General features: G+C 44.7%; 13 protein-coding genes and 1 riboswitch. Of the genes, 7 read left to right on the top strand and 6 right to left on the bottom strand.

What is annotated here, in order from left to right; translation table 11 throughout:
- Positions 1–87: 87 nt before the first annotated feature.
- Together glyS and glyQ are read right to left on the bottom strand one after the other, a co-directional pair.
- Entirely contained in the window at positions 88–2,154 is a 2,067-nt protein-coding gene (gene glyS, locus L4D74_RS22620) for a glycine--tRNA ligase subunit beta (protein ID WP_428754711.1), read from the bottom strand.
- Between the two features lie 2 nt (positions 2,155–2,156).
- Entirely contained in the window at positions 2,157–3,071 is a 915-nt protein-coding gene (gene glyQ, locus L4D74_RS22625; protein WP_017632669.1) for a glycine--tRNA ligase subunit alpha, read from the bottom strand.
- 213 nt (positions 3,072–3,284) lie between these two features.
- Positions 3,285–3,397, top strand: a riboswitch (yybP-ykoY riboswitch).
- A 91-nt stretch (positions 3,398–3,488) separates the two neighbouring features.
- On the opposite strand from glyQ, the gene L4D74_RS22630 reads away from it, so the two are divergent.
- Positions 3,489–4,043: a TMEM165/GDT1 family protein gene (locus L4D74_RS22630; RefSeq protein WP_428754720.1), complete on the top strand. Its 555-nt coding sequence runs from the start codon at positions 3,489–3,491 to the stop codon at positions 4,041–4,043.
- Positions 4,044–4,183: 140 nt separating this feature from the next.
- Positions 4,184–4,444 (top strand): hypothetical protein, encoded by a 261-nt coding sequence (locus L4D74_RS22635; RefSeq protein WP_428754712.1) that lies wholly within the window; start codon positions 4,184–4,186, stop codon positions 4,442–4,444.
- Between the two features lie 54 nt (positions 4,445–4,498).
- Here the strand turns inward: L4D74_RS22635 and tusA are convergent, their stop codons facing one another.
- Entirely contained in the window at positions 4,499–4,744 is a 246-nt protein-coding gene (gene tusA, locus L4D74_RS22640) for a sulfurtransferase TusA (RefSeq protein ID WP_428754713.1), read from the bottom strand.
- A gap of 134 nt (positions 4,745–4,878) precedes the next feature.
- On the opposite strand from tusA, the gene L4D74_RS22645 reads away from it, so the two are divergent.
- Together L4D74_RS22645 and L4D74_RS22650 are read left to right on the top strand one after the other, a co-directional pair.
- Positions 4,879–5,064, top strand: a complete 186-nt coding sequence (locus L4D74_RS22645; RefSeq protein WP_428754714.1) for a hypothetical protein — start codon at positions 4,879–4,881, stop codon at positions 5,062–5,064.
- A gap of 168 nt (positions 5,065–5,232) precedes the next feature.
- Positions 5,233–6,174, top strand: coding sequence for a LysR family transcriptional regulator (locus L4D74_RS22650; RefSeq protein WP_428754715.1), 942 nt, complete (start codon positions 5,233–5,235; stop codon positions 6,172–6,174).
- A gap of 118 nt (positions 6,175–6,292) precedes the next feature.
- Here the strand turns inward: L4D74_RS22650 and acuI are convergent, their stop codons facing one another.
- The 3 genes from acuI to fadB form a co-directional block, all read right to left on the bottom strand.
- Complete coding sequence (acuI, locus tag L4D74_RS22655) at positions 6,293–7,273, bottom strand: acrylyl-CoA reductase (NADPH) (RefSeq protein WP_428754716.1); 981 nt, start codon at positions 7,271–7,273, stop codon at positions 6,293–6,295.
- Between the two features lie 155 nt (positions 7,274–7,428).
- On the bottom strand, positions 7,429–8,592 hold the full coding sequence (fadA, locus tag L4D74_RS22660; RefSeq protein ID WP_265677711.1) for an acetyl-CoA C-acyltransferase FadA: 1,164 nt from the start codon (positions 8,590–8,592) through the stop codon (positions 7,429–7,431).
- A 27-nt stretch (positions 8,593–8,619) separates the two neighbouring features.
- Entirely contained in the window at positions 8,620–10,788 is a 2,169-nt protein-coding gene (gene fadB, locus L4D74_RS22665; protein WP_428754717.1) for a fatty acid oxidation complex subunit alpha FadB, read from the bottom strand.
- A 214-nt stretch (positions 10,789–11,002) separates the two neighbouring features.
- Between fadB and L4D74_RS22670 the strand changes: the two genes are divergently transcribed.
- Genes L4D74_RS22670 through hemG form a run of 3 tightly spaced genes read left to right on the top strand, consistent with a single transcriptional unit; the run spans position 11,003 to position 13,655 of the window.
- A complete protein-coding gene (locus L4D74_RS22670) occupies positions 11,003–11,626 on the top strand; it encodes a YigZ family protein (RefSeq protein ID WP_265677709.1) in 624 nt (207 codons plus the stop codon).
- A 34-nt stretch (positions 11,627–11,660) separates the two neighbouring features.
- Positions 11,661–13,118 (top strand): TrkH family potassium uptake protein, encoded by a 1,458-nt coding sequence (locus tag L4D74_RS22675; RefSeq protein WP_265677708.1) that lies wholly within the window; start codon positions 11,661–11,663, stop codon positions 13,116–13,118.
- Positions 13,119–13,127: 9 nt separating this feature from the next.
- Complete coding sequence (hemG, locus tag L4D74_RS22680) at positions 13,128–13,655, top strand: menaquinone-dependent protoporphyrinogen IX dehydrogenase (protein WP_428754718.1); 528 nt, start codon at positions 13,128–13,130, stop codon at positions 13,653–13,655.
- The last annotated feature ends 592 nt before the right edge of the window (positions 13,656–14,247 follow it).

The raw sequence follows: 14,247 nt of genomic DNA on the forward strand, positions 1-14,247 counted from the left end.
GGAGAATTAGATCTAATTGAAGTGGTGAATTAGCGGGATGATAAAAAACCCGGTCATGAGACCGGGTTTTGTTTGAAACAAAGAGGATTATTTCTGAAGAAGCGAAATATCTGCGATTTTCAAGAACAAGTTACGTAGGTTGTTAAGCAACGTTAGACGGTTCTTTTTAAGCGCTTCGTCGTCTGCCATGACCATTACGTTATCAAAGAAGGCATCAACTGGCTCACGTAAGTTAGCTAGTTTGCTTAGTGCTTCTTGGTAGTTACCCGTCGCAAAAGCTGGCTCAAGTGCTTCTGTCATGACTTCAACTTCTTCCGCAAGTGCTTTTTCTGCGTCTTCTTGAAGGAGTGTTAAGTCAATCTCTTGAGCTAATTCGCCATCAAATTTAGCAAGAATGTTTCCAACACGTTTATTGGCTGCTGCTAGCGTTTCAGCGGCCTCCAATTCACGGAAGTGAGAAACGGCTTTAACACGTTGGTCAAAGTCTGCTGGTTTCGTTGGACGACGTGCGAGTACCGCTTGGATAATATCTACGCTGAAACCAGCATCTTGGTACCATGCGCGGAAACGACCAAGCATGAAGTCGATGACATCAGCTTCTACGTTTTCGTTGGTCAGTTTGTCGCCAAGTAACGCTTTCGCTTTACCGATCAGATCGGTTAGGTCTAGGTTGTAGCCGTTTTCTACAATGATACGCAGCACACCGAGTGATGCACGACGTAGAGCAAATGGATCAGAACCTTTCGGTGCTTGGCCAATACCGAAGATGCCAACGATAGTGTCTAGCTTGTCAGCCATTGCTACAGCAGAAGAAATGCCTGTGCTTGGAAGATCATCGCCCGCGAAACGAGGCATGTATTGTTCGTAAAGTGCTAGTGCTACTTGCTCGTCTTCACCGTCATGATTCGCGTAGTGCATGCCCATTACACCTTGAGTATCGGTAAATTCGAATACCATTGATGTCATTAGGTCACATTTAGCCAGTAGGCCAGCACGTTTAGATTTTTCAACGTCAGCATCGATTTGCTCAGCAATGTAACCAGCAAGTTCTGTGATGCGGTCTGTTTTGTCTTTGATAGTGCCTAGTTGCTTCTGGAAGATAGCTTGGTCTAGCTCAGGAAGACGGTCGATTAATGGACGCTTACGGTCTGTGTTGAAGAAGAACTCAGCATCAGCAAGACGTGGACGAACCACTTTTTCGTTACCTTCGATAACGTAACGAGGCTCTTTAGACTCGATGTTAGATACGAAGATAAAGTTCGGAAGTAGCTTCTTGTTGTCATCGTAAACAGGGAAGTATTTTTGGTCACCTTTCATGGTGTAAACCAACGCTTCAGAAGGCACTTTTAGGAACTCTTCTTCGAACTTCGCTGTCAGTACGACTGGCCATTCAACCAGAGACGTTACCTCTTCAACAAGGTCATCTTCTAGGTCAGCTTTACCGCCAACCGCTGCTGCTGCTTTTTGAGAGTCAGCAAGGATGATCGCTTTACGCGCTTCGTAATCCGCCATGACTTTACCGCGTTCTTCTAGGATCGCAGGGTATTGGTCAGCAGAGTCGATGGTAAACTCTTGTTCGCCCATGAAACGGTGGCCACGGATAGTACGCGCAGATGCTACGCCCAGTATTTCGCCTTCAACAAGCTCATCACCGAGTAGTACTGTCAGTGTTTTCACTGGACGGATAAATTGAATGTCTGAGTTACCCCAGCGCATTGCTTTAGGAATGGGTAGGCCTGCTAGTGCTTTCGCTGCAATGTCCATTACCAGTTCTTGAACTGGTTTGCCTGCGACTTCTTGTTTGAAAAGAAGCCATTCACCTTTGTCTGTTTTTAGACGGTCAGCTTGTTCAACGGTAATACCGTTACCACGAGCCCAGCCTTGCGCTGCTTTTGTTGCGTTGCCTTCAGCATCGAATGCGACAGAAATAGCCGGACCACGTTTCTCAACGATTTTGTCTGCTTGGCCTTCAGCCAGTGCCGTCACTTTAAGAGCTAGACGGCGAGGTGCTGCGTACCACTTGATACCTTCGTGAGAAAGCTCAGCAGTTTTAAGACCTGCTTCAAAGTTAGCAGCAAATGCTTCTGCTAGAGAACGAAGTGCTGTTGGTGGAAGCTCTTCCGTACCCAGTTCAATTAGAAAATTCTTCGCCATGATTATTTGTCCTTCTTACACATTGGGAAGCCAAGCGCTTCACGTGACGCGTAGTACGCCTCGGCAACCGATTTAGTCAGGTTGCGGATACGAAGGATGTATCGTTGACGCTCTGTTACAGAGATAGCTTTGCGCGCATCAAGAATGTTGAATGCGTGACCTGCTTTTAGAATGCGCTCGTAAGCTGGAAGCGGCAGTGGCTTCTCAAGCTCAAGTAGCTCTTTACACTCTTTCTCGCACTGGTCGAAGAAAGTGAATAGGAAATCTACATCTGCGTGCTCGAAGTTGTAGGTGGATTGCTCAACTTCGTTTTGGTGGAAGATGTCACCGTAAGTCACGTTAGAACCGTCTGGTGCTACGTTCCATACTAGGTCGTAAACAGAATCTACTTCCTGGATGTACATTGCTAGACGCTCGATACCGTAAGTGATCTCGCCGGTGACAGGCTTACACTCAAGGCCGCCAACCTGTTGGAAGTAAGTAAACTGAGTTACTTCCATGCCGTTTAGCCATACTTCCCAACCAAGGCCCCATGCACCTAATGTAGGGTTTTCCCAGTTGTCTTCTACGAAACGAATATCGTGAACCAGCGGATCGACACCAAGTACTTCAAGAGAGCCTAAGTACAGTTCCTGAATATTGTCAGGAGATGGTTTTAGAGCTACTTGGAATTGATAGTAGTGCTGCAGACGGTTCGGGTTTTCGCCATAGCGACCATCGGTCGGACGACGTGAAGGTTGAACGTATGCCGTAGACATTGGCTCTGGGCCAAGTGCACGTAGACATGTCATTGGGTGAGAGGTGCCAGCACCTACTTCCATATCTAGCGGTTGAACAATCGTACAACCATTTTGAGCCCAATAATCCTGCAGCGCGAGGATCATTCCCTGGAAGGTTTTGATATCGTATTTTTGCATAGTTTGTTCGCGCAATTCTCTAAATGAAAGTTCTGTCTAAAAACGGATAAAAATAACGCTCAAGTATACCGAGTTATTCCCAATGGGAGTAGGGGCAAAGGTGGTTAATTAATCATCAGACAGGTAAAAAAACGGACTTTTTCCTATTTACTTAATGATCGCCGCAGCCTAGGGACAGAGATTATTGAATTTTATGAGTTGAATGTTTAGAATGCGCCCATCTTTGGGGAGTAGCTTATCAAAGTCTGTCACACAGCTTTGATTCATACGTCAACATAATTGGTGCACATTCACCATGGTGTATGAGACGAACAGCGAATTCGTTTAGCAAGACCTTAGATAAGCATCGTGAACCGGGGTGGGGCGCGAGGTTTATCTATGGTTAATAATTATAATCCCTGCCCCTTAGAGCATGTCGTGAGTGTCTTAGCATTATCTATTACTACAGTGGCTTTAGCCGAAATCGGTGACAAGACCCAATTATTATCCTTGTTACTGGCCAGCCGGTATCGAAAACCAATTCCTATTATCACCGCTATTTTTTTAGCAACGATCGCTAATCATGCTTTGGCTGCATGGCTAGGGGTTGTGGTGGCCGACTATTTATCACCTGAAGTATTAAAGTGGGTGTTAGTTGTGAGCTTTCTCTTGATGGCGGGTTGGGTTCTCATTCCGGACAAATTAGATGACGAAGAAGGGGTATCTAGCCGAGGCCCTTTTGTTGCGAGTTTTATTGCTTTTTTTATTGCCGAGATTGGTGATAAAACGCAAATCGCGACGTCAATTTTGGGGGCGCAGTATGCAGATGCATTGCTTTTGGTCATTATCGGTACAACGATTGGCATGTTATTAGCGAACGTCCCAGTAGTATTGATTGGTCAGTTTTCAGCTGATCGATTGCCCTTAAATTGGATACGTAAAGTAACCGCATTGTTGTTTGTTGGGTTGGCATGTGGTGCGGCATTTTTTTAGTGAATAGTATCAATAAAATGGTGTTGATACATTTTGTTTGCGAAGCGCTTTTCACTACTGAAAACCGTGATGACTGACATATTAGTGTCATGCTTGTCATGGTAATTTAACAGTGTGGATCCTAAGCGAGAGGGCAACATATGCTGACACGTTACACAGGAATGACCGCTAAAAATCAAAGCGCTTTATTTACCGTTGGTCTGGTGTTGACATTATTAGGCATGGTATTGACTGATATGTGGCTACCGATGGTCGTGGGTGCGATTATCATGACGGCATTAGCCGTTGAATCTTGGATTCGGGTGCAGCACTTGATACCTATGCATAGTGATATTCGAGCCATGCAAAAGCAGATTAAAGCGCTTCAGTCTGAGATCAGAACGCTGGAATATGATGAATAATTAAAGGCTGCCTCTGGCAGCCTTTTTACATTTTGTCCCTTTGTATTAATACTACTACGCGCCCTTCTTTATGAGATAGAGATACGGCAGAGACTCCGTTTGCTCACCTAGCAATTGATGATCCATAAAGCGACAAAAACTTGGAATATCACGAGTTGTTGACGGGTCATCGGCACTGACAAGCAGCACGTCACCATCATCCATTTTTCTAATTGTCTTCCTGACCATCATCACCGGCTCTGGGCAGCGCAAGCCTTCTGCTTCTAATGTGTGCGTGGCTAGCTGGGTATTGATTGTCATTATATGGCTCTTTCTCGTCTAAAATCTGATTGAATTCTACTTACGACGAAAAAATATGCAATAACTCTTGGCAAATGGTTTTTTTTGTTTTAACTTAATTTAACAAGTTGGTAACAAAGCGCTAAGGAGTAGCCGTGTTGACCATTTTAGATAGATTAACGATTTATGCTTTACTCTGTTTTATTTCTTTTTGTGCCTTGGTGTTAAAGACATCAGGAGAGCCTACGTTGATGCCGCTTATCGGGTTGAGCGTTTCTATAGTGGCGATGTGGATTGAAATGAGACAATGGCAAGACGTAGCTGAAGAGAACAATAATTAACATTATTGCTACATCATTGTTCGATATTTATTAATGACAAACGAATTCCGACACTATCCCCAATTTCTTGGGCTTCCCCGCTGAAAGGCGGGATTTTTTTGCCTAAAATTTGATAAACCCGTTATGAGCAGGTGTAGACTATAGGGAGACCTAGTTAGGAGCTCATCAATGGAACTCGAAGATATTTATCGCCGTGATTTGAATTTGTTAGTCGCATTAAAAGTGCTGGTGGAAGAGGGGAGTGTCAGTCAGGCGGCTATTCGACTAAATTTGAGTCAGTCCGCAACCAGCCGAGTACTAGGTCGTTTACGTGAGCTACTTGATGACCCTTTATTTACTCGCCAAGGGCAGCGTATTATCCCAACAAGCAAGGCGCTAGAGATCTGCAAACAAATTGACCAGCCGTTAGAGTCGTTTCGACAATTGCTGACGCCGAGTGAGTTTGATCCCTATTACTGTAATGAGCGCTTTTTGATTGCGACAACGGATTATGCGATGCAGACGATCTTACCGTATGCGCTGCCAAAGATTTACGAGCTTGCTCCTAATATTTCATTAGAGTTTGCACCATTACAGCACGAGAATCTATTTAAGCAGTTGAGCACAGATAAAGTGGATATGGCTATTTGCCGCCCTGCAGGGTTAGTTTCCCCCTTACACCAAGACGTGCTAGGGCCTGTGGGCGTATCATGTTTAGTATCTAAACAGCATCCTCTTGCTGATAGACCACTTTCTTTGGAAGATTATGTGCATGCACCTCATGCCATGATTGCGATTAGTGATGGCGTCAAAGCGCTGTTGGATGCCGCACTGATTAATCAAAAACCTCGAAAAATGGTGCTTCGTGCATATCATTTGGAGGCGGCATTAGCGATAGTTGATCGTATGCCACTCATTATTACGGTACCTGCTGATTTAGCTTACTTGGTTGCAGAGCGTTATGATCTTGTGATTAAGCCCCTTCCTTTTGCTTTTACACCATTTGATTATTCGTTGATTTGGCATTCGCGCTGTCATACGTCGGAATCTCAACAATGGTTGAGAACCATCGTGAAGGAAGAGTGCGGCAAACTAATTACCAAACGTATTGATGATGTTGGTTTGGCTTAAGTTATGGACATCAGGTCGTCAATGAGCGCAAGGTTTTGACGGCGTTTTATGTGTGTCTAGTAATATAAAACTCGCTATGTGATAGCGAGCTTTATATTTTCTCGTCGAGTGGAGTCGCTTAAAGCTTGATGATTACGCGGCCAGTAATGGCACCATTGGTAATATCTTCAGCCGCTTGAATGGCATGCTCTAAATCGACGGTTTTGCTTGCTTGTGCATAATAGGTTTCAGGGAGTAGTTCAGATAGTTGCTCCCAAGCTTTAATGCGTTTTTCTCGTGGGCACATAACAGAATCAATACCCTGTAGGCGAACATTACGTAGAATAAACGGCATTACAGTTGTTGGTAGGTCAAAACCGCCAGCCAAACCACATGCGGCAACAACACCGTTGTAGTTCATTTGAGCAAGTACTTTAGCGAGCATGCTGCTACCAACAGTATCTACAGCGGCAGCCCAAACTTGGCGCTCTAGAGGCTTCGCTGGATCTTCTAATTCACTACGCTCAACAATGCGCGAAGCACCAAGCGAAGTGAGTAACGCACCATTTTGACTGGCGCGACCTGTTACTGCTGCGACTTTGTAGCCCAGTTGACTTAATAGTGTAATAGCTACGCTACCAACACCGCCGCTTGAACCTGTCACTAATACTTCGCCATCTTCTGGTTTGATGCCCGCATCTACGATAGCTTGAACACAAAGCATCGCGGTGAAACCTGCCGTGCCAATTGCCATGACTTTATGAGCGTCTAGGCCTTCCGGCATTGGGACTAACCAGTCACCATTCAGGCTTGCTTTTTCTGCCATGCCACCCCAGTGACCTTCACCAACGCCCCATCCAGTAAGAACAACTTCGTCGCCTTCTTTGTAACGAGGATCATCGGATTGTGAGACAACACCAGATAAATCAATACCAGGAACCATAGGGAAGTTACGAACAATGCGCCCTTTACCGGTAATTGCCAATCCATCTTTGTAGTTTAGTGATGAATATTTTACATCTATCTTTACGTTGCCTTCAGGAAGTTGAGATTCATCAATCTGCGACACAGAAGCGATGGTTTTTTTGTCTTCTTGATTTAGTACAAGTGCTTTGAACATAGTGTGCTCCAAATGGATTGGTCTTTTAAACTGTCATTGAGTCTAGGTGAGAATGATAAAAAAAAACAATGAAACTTGAACATTCAGTCTATGCGTTTTGTGCATGTTGAAATATAAAAAGGCCCCATAAAGGGGCCTTTTTCGAGTGGTAATGTTTACGGTCGTTCAAAGATAGTGGCAATACCTTGGCCTAGACCAATACACATAGTGGCTAGGCCATATTTTGCGTCTTTGTCTTCCATAATATTGATCAGTGTTGTGGAGATGCGAGATCCTGAACACCCTAGTGGGTGCCCGAGTGCAATCGCACCACCATTCAGGTTCACTTTGTCGTCAACGACATCGAGTAGACCGAGATCTTTCGCACAAGGTAGGGATTGCGCGGCGAAAGCTTCATTAAGTTCAACTATATCGATGTCTTCCATATGCAGACCAGCACGTTTTAGCGCCTTCTGCGTTGCTGGAACAGGACCGTATCCCATAATAGAAGGATCGCAACCAGCAATAGCCATTGAGCGTATTTTCGCGCGGATTTTAACGCCAAGCTCTTTGGCTTTCTCTTCACTCATAATTAGCATAATGGAAGCGCCGTCAGAGAGAGCTGAAGACGTGCCTGCTGTCACAGTTCCATTCGCAGGGTCGAAGACCGGGCGCAGCTTAGATAGACCTTCTACGTTGGTTTCTGGCCTAATCACTTCATCAAAATCTAGGGTAAACAAAGATCCATCTTCGGCGTGTGCTTCTATCGGTAGAATTTCATTTTTAAAGCGTCCTTCTACGGTAGCCGCTTGTGCACGCTGGTGGCTTCGAGCGGCAAATTCATCTTGCTGTTCACGGCTGATACCATGAAGCTTGCCTAACATTTCAGCGGTAAGTCCCATCATGCCAGCTGCCTTCGCAACGTTCTTAGAGAGCTGTGGGTGAAAATCAACCCCGTGATTCATAGGCACGTGACCCATATGCTCCACACCACCGATCAGACAGATGTCAGCATCTCCAACCATAATAGAGCGTGTAGCATCATGCAGAGCTTGCATAGATGAACCACACAATCGGTTTACCGTAACGGCACCGATCTCAATTGGTAGACCAGCAAGCAATGCAGCGTTACGAGCCACGTTGAAGCCTTGTTCAAGGGTCTGTTGTACACATCCCCAGTAAATATCTTCTATTTCATGCGGATTGACGGCAGGGTTGCGAGCAAGAATTCCTTTCATCAAATGAGCTGACAGATCTTCAGCTCTCGTGTGTCTAAATGCACCACCCTTGGAGCGCCCCATGGGTGTACGAAGACAATCAACAACGACAACATTTTTCATTTTGATAATTCCTCTTCCAGTTGGTGGCTACAGTGAGTTTGCTTGTTGCTGACTATAAAATGACTCACCAGAGGCCGCCATATCAATCAGGGTACTTGGTACTTGGTACATCGCACCGAGCGACTCATATTGTTTTGCCATCTCAACATAGTTAGCAATGCCAATAGTATCTAAGTAACGGAATACGCCACCTCGGAAAGGAGGGAATCCTAAACCGTACACTAGCGCCATATCGGCTTCTTGAGGAGAAGCAATAATGTTTTGCTCTAGACATAGCACCACTTCATTGATCATTGGAATCATCATGCGTTGAATGATGGTGTCATCATCAAAGGATTGGCTTGGTTGAGATACCGCTTCAAGAAGGCTAGCGACATCAGGGCTTGGTGTTTTTTTCGGACGACCACGTTTGTCTGTAGTGTAGGTGTAAAAGCCAGACCCATTTTTCTGCCCAAAGCGCTGTTGTTCAAAGAGCACGTCTATCGAATCTCGACTCTCTTTTGCCATGCGTTCAGGGAAGCCTTCGGCCATTACCGCTTGTGCATGGTGAGCGGTATCGATGCCAACGACATCAAGTAAATAGGCAGGTCCCATTGGCCAGCCAAATTTACGCTCCATCACCTTATCTATCTGGATAAAATCAGCGCCGTCTTGGACGAGTTGACTAAAGCCGCCAAAGTAAGGGAACAGTACTCGGTTGACGAAGAACCCAGGACAGTCGTTGACGACAATCGGAGATTTACCCATTTTCGCGGCATAAGCGACAACACGGTTGATGGTTTCCTCTGAGGTCTGTTTACCACGAATAATTTCGACTAAAGGCATTCGATGCACGGGGTTAAAAAAGTGCATGCCACAGAAGTTTTCTGGACGTGATAAGGACTTAGCTAACACATCAATCGGGATGGTAGAGGTGTTTGAAGCTATGACGGTGTTGTCAGAAACCAATTTTTCAACTTCCGTTAATACCGCGGCTTTAATATTTGGGTTTTCAACTACCGCTTCAACGATAACATCGGATTGCTCAATACCGGCATAGTGTAGGCTTGGTGTAATAGAAGAAAGAATGCCGGCCATTTTAAACCCATCAAGACGTCCACGCTTTAGACGCTTATTGAGTAATTTAGAAGCCTCTTCCATACCAAGGTTTAGGGAAGCTTGGGCGATGTCTTTCATTATCACAGGCACGCCTTTTAAGGCGGATTGGTATGCAATGCCACCCCCCATAATGCCAGCGCCCAGCACGGCGGCCCGCTGCGTTTCTTTACCTGACTTCGCGGCTTTTTTAGCAAGCCCTTTGATGTATTGATCGTTGAGGAAAATACCGACAAGGGCATTTGATACATCGGAACCGGCAAGCTTAACAAAGTAGTCGGCTTCAATTTTCAGTGCTTCATCTCGATGACAACGTGCCGCTTTTTCGATGGTTTTTACTGCTGTGATCGGTGCAGGGTAATGTGGGCCCGCCTTTTGTGCCACAAGCCCTTTCGCCATAGTAAAGCTCATCATAGATTCGAGCTTACTTAACGTCAGAGGTGAGAGTTTTTGTTGGCGGCGAGTTTTCCAATCAATTTTTTCATTGATGGCAAGTTCAATGGTGTTAATTGCTGAGTCATGTAATGAATCGGTCTCGACAATGGCATCTAGCAAGCCAAGCTTTAATGCTTCAGGTGCTCGACATGCTTTGCCTTGGGTAATGATTTCCATGGCACTGTCGGCACCAATAACTCTTGGCAGTCGAACCGTGCCGCCAAAGCCCGGCATGATACCAAGCTTGGTTTCGGGTAAGCCAATGCTGGTGGTCTTGTCACCAATGCGGAAATCGGCAGCAAGTACACATTCACAGCCGCCACCTAGTGCATGTCCTTTTAACGCGGCAAGAGTAGGTACGGGTAAATCTTCAAGCTTGTTAAAGATGTTGTTCGCAAACTGTAGCCACTCTGTAAGCTCTGCTTTTGGTTTCGCGAACAGGCCTAAAAATTCGGTGATATCAGCGCCAACGATGAAGGCGTTCTTGTCAGTGGTTAGGATTAAGCCTTTTAAACCGTCCCATTGCGCCACCGAATCGAGGGCTTTATCAAGCGATTCTAGCGTAGCGAGATCCAGTTTATTGACTGAATTTGATGCACTGAAGCACAGCTCAGCAATGCCGTTGCGTACTTCCTTTACCTGTAGGGTGTCAGATTGGTAAATCATTGTCGTTCTCCGTGACAGACAATCCATGATTGAGTGAAGCGGTAATTATTATGGATCTGGTTAGACCAGTTGCTTCAGTGTGAACGCGTATCGAATAAATTTCAATACATTTTTTAAACAACTGTTTAACATTATGAGCAATGTCCGTTCTTGGAGTCAATCGAATCCTTGCGTGATAGAATACCCCTTTTAGGCGACACGGCTTTAAAAACCAATGAACTCAAGCGCATACCCAGTTCCAGAGCAGTCGGTTATTTTTGAAGAAGAGATTAAGAAAAGTGTCTTTATTACTCAAATTAGCCATACCCCAAGTATTGACGAAGCAAAAGCGTTTGTTCAACAGGTGAAGATTCAGCACAGTGGTGCTCGCCACAATTGCTGGGGCTTTGTCGCAGGTAGGCCTGAAAATTCGATGATGTGGGGCTTTAGTGATGACGGCGAACCATCTGGCACGGCGGGGAAGCCGATTTTGGCTCAGCTCAGCGGTTCTGGTATTGGTGAACTAACGGCAGTCGTGACTCGTTATTCTGGTGGCATAAAACTGGGTACTGGTGGCCTAGTGAGAGCTTATGGCGGCGGCGTTCAGCAAGCACTGAAGTTAATTCAAACAATAGAAAAAAAAATAACCACTCGTTTACGAGTAGAGTTAGACTATGGATTCATAGCGATTGCTCAGTCTGAATTAAGTAAGTTTGGTGCATTAGAGATTGCTTCAGAGTACAGTGAAAAAGTCGTATTGATTGTTGAAGTTGAAGTGAATCAAGTTGATGCACTCACGCTTAGCATTATTAATAAGAGTGGAGCCAAGGCGATGGTCTCCTTATTTGAAAACAACTAGGAAGTAATAGAAGCTTTGCTTCATTCAATACACTATGCAATTTCGATCCATTATCCGCATTGTTGGGCTGCTACTAGCACTTTTTAGTGTCTCTATGTTAGCGCCTGCACTCGTCGCATTAATTTACCGTGATGGTGCGGGCGTTCCTTTTGTTACCACATTTTTTGTCCTCCTTATATGTGGGGCGTTTTTTTGGTTACCCAATAGAAGACATAAACATGAGTTAAAAGCGCGAGATGGCTTTCTTATTGTTGTGTTGTTTTGGACGGTAATTGGTAGCGCAGGCGCGTTACCCTTCCTGATTTCAGACTATCCCAATGTGTCGATAACCGATGCTTTCTTTGAATCATTCTCTGCATTAACGACAACAGGGGCGACCGTAATTGTTGGTCTCGATGAATTACCCAAGGCAATTTTGTTTTATCGTCAATTGCTGCAGTGGTTTGGTGGGATGGGAATCATCGTTCTTGCCGTCGCTATTTTGCCAGTATTGGGTATCGGGGGCATGCAGTTATATCGCGCTGAAATTCCAGGTCCAGTGAAAGATAGTAAGATGACCCCACGTATTGCTGAAACTGCAAAGGCGCTATGGTATATCTACTTAAGTTTGACCATTGCTTGTGCTGCAGCGTTTTGGGTGGCAGGGATGACACCATTTGATGCTATTGCTCATAGTTTCTCAACCATCGCTATTGGTGGCTTTTCGACACATGATGCCAGTATGGGTTATTTTGATAGTCATGCTATTAATATGATCACCGTTGTGTTTCTATTAATTTCTGCTTGTAACTACTCCCTGCACTTTGCCGCTTTTTCATCTGGTGGTGTTCATCCCAAGTACTACTGGAAGGACCCTGAATTCCGCGCTTTCTTATTCATTCAGTTAGTATTGTTCTTGGTGTGCTTTTTGATTCTCCTTGAACACCATTCGTATCAATCCTTCTATGACGCGTTTGATCAGGCTTTGTTCCAATCTGTTTCTATATCGACGACAGCAGGGTTTACCACCACCGGTTTTTCAGAGTGGCCGCTCTTTTTACCAGTGTTACTGCTGTTCTCTTCTTTTATAGGTGGTTGTGCAGGTTCAACGGGAGGAGGTATGAAAGTTATTCGTATCTTGTTGCTAACATTGCAGGGCGCTCGTGAAATGAAACGCTTAGTACACCCGAGAGCGGTATACACCATTAAGGTTGGTGGAACCGCACTGTCGCAACGGGTTGTTGATGCGGTATGGGGCTTCTTTTCTGCTTACGCGCTGGTGTTTGTTGTTTGTATGCTTGCGTTGATTGCGACAGGTATGGATGAATTAAGTGCTTTCTCTGCCGTTGCGGCGACGCTGAACAATTTAGGCCCAGGTCTGGGTGAGGTTGCGGTTCATTTTGGCGAAGTTAATGACAGTGCCAAATGGATATTGATTGTCTCCATGCTCTTCGGTCGATTAGAAATATTCACACTACTTATTTTATTAACGCCTGCATTTTGGCGTAGCTAAGGAAGTCTTATGGCGAAGGTGCTTTATCTGTACTCGACAAGAGAAGGACAAACTCAAAAAATCATTGAACGTATTGCGACGCAATGCAGTGACAGTGAGGCTGAATTTATCGATCTAAATACCGTGGGTGATATAGATCTGTCTAATTACGAGCGAGTCCTGATTGGCGCCTCTATTCGTTACGGCCATTTAAACAAAAAGCTCTATCAGTTTATTGAGCGCCATTGCAAGCAATTAGACCAGAGTCAGGTTGCATTTTTTTGTGTCAACCTCACGGCTAGAAAAGAAGACCAAGGAAAGGATACGCCGGAAGGGAGTGCATACATCAAAACCTTCTTGAAAAAATCACCTTGGCAGCCTTCATTAATTGGTGTGTTTGCAGGTGCCCTCTATTACCCTCGATATAATGTCTTCGATCGGTTCATGATTAAGTTCATTATGAAGATGACTGGGGGAGAAACCGATACAACGAAAGAGGTTGAGTATACCAACTGGGATAAAGTGGCATTGTTTGCTGACAAATTCCATCAACTTTAGCCATTCAAAGTATACTTTTAAATCACTTTGTATTGTTTCTGACCGAACGAAAATAAAATAGAAAAAATACGAAAAAAAGGGTTGCCAATGAGACGCCGATCTCTATAATGCACCCTCGCTGACACGGGAACGGTTCAACAAAAACCAAGAACGAGTCAGAAGGCTATCAAGCTCAATGAGCTTAGCAAAATAAGTTTTAAAAAGTGTTTGACACTGAAGCTTATCTAGCTAAAATGGCCGTCCGTTTTGAGCAAGCCTCAAAACAAGCTCTTTAACAATATAGACCTATATCAATCTGTGTGGACACTTGTTGATGATAATCATTATGTTTGCTTCTGCTGCAAAGTAGAAACGAACCACTTCTTCGGAAGTAAAATGGTTTTCAATGAACACGTGACCTAAGGGTAGTAAGTTCGCTTACTGTCACACAGTCAAAATTCATTATCGTTCTGTTGGAACGATAATAGCTTTAAAATTACTTCTTACTTTTTAAGTAAGGGACAGTTTTGAAGTCAGTATTCATTGAGCCGACAAAATCTTAAATTGAAGAGTTTGATCATGGCTCAGATTGAACGCTGGCGGCAGGCCTAAC

The sequence above is a fragment of the Vibrio cionasavignyae genome (genome assembly GCF_050337155.1).
Classification (GTDB): Bacteria; Pseudomonadota; Gammaproteobacteria; order Enterobacterales; family Vibrionaceae; genus Vibrio; species Vibrio nomapromontoriensis.

What these genes read in the sequence shown, in the direction of transcription:
- fadA (WP_265677711.1), bottom strand. Translation starts at nt 8,592, where the DNA reads ATGAAAAATGTTGTCGTTGTTGATTGTCTTCGTACACCCATGGGGCGC.
- L4D74_RS22635 (WP_428754712.1), top strand. Translation starts at nt 4,184, where the DNA reads ATGCTGACACGTTACACAGGAATGACCGCTAAAAATCAAAGCGCTTTA.
- glyS (WP_428754711.1), bottom strand. Translation starts at nt 2,154, where the DNA reads ATGGCGAAGAATTTTCTAATTGAACTGGGTACGGAAGAGCTTCCACCA.
- L4D74_RS22650 (WP_428754715.1), top strand. Translation starts at nt 5,233, where the DNA reads ATGGAACTCGAAGATATTTATCGCCGTGATTTGAATTTGTTAGTCGCA.
- L4D74_RS22670 (WP_265677709.1), top strand. Translation starts at nt 11,003, where the DNA reads ATGAACTCAAGCGCATACCCAGTTCCAGAGCAGTCGGTTATTTTTGAA.
- hemG (WP_428754718.1), top strand. Translation starts at nt 13,128, where the DNA reads ATGGCGAAGGTGCTTTATCTGTACTCGACAAGAGAAGGACAAACTCAA.
- acuI (WP_428754716.1), bottom strand. Translation starts at nt 7,273, where the DNA reads ATGTTCAAAGCACTTGTACTAAATCAAGAAGACAAAAAAACCATCGCT.
- tusA (WP_428754713.1), bottom strand. Translation starts at nt 4,744, where the DNA reads ATGACAATCAATACCCAGCTAGCCACGCACACATTAGAAGCAGAAGGC.
- L4D74_RS22675 (WP_265677708.1), top strand. Translation starts at nt 11,661, where the DNA reads ATGCAATTTCGATCCATTATCCGCATTGTTGGGCTGCTACTAGCACTT.
- fadB (WP_428754717.1), bottom strand. Translation starts at nt 10,788, where the DNA reads ATGATTTACCAATCTGACACCCTACAGGTAAAGGAAGTACGCAACGGC.
- glyQ (WP_017632669.1), bottom strand. Translation starts at nt 3,071, where the DNA reads ATGCAAAAATACGATATCAAAACCTTCCAGGGAATGATCCTCGCGCTG.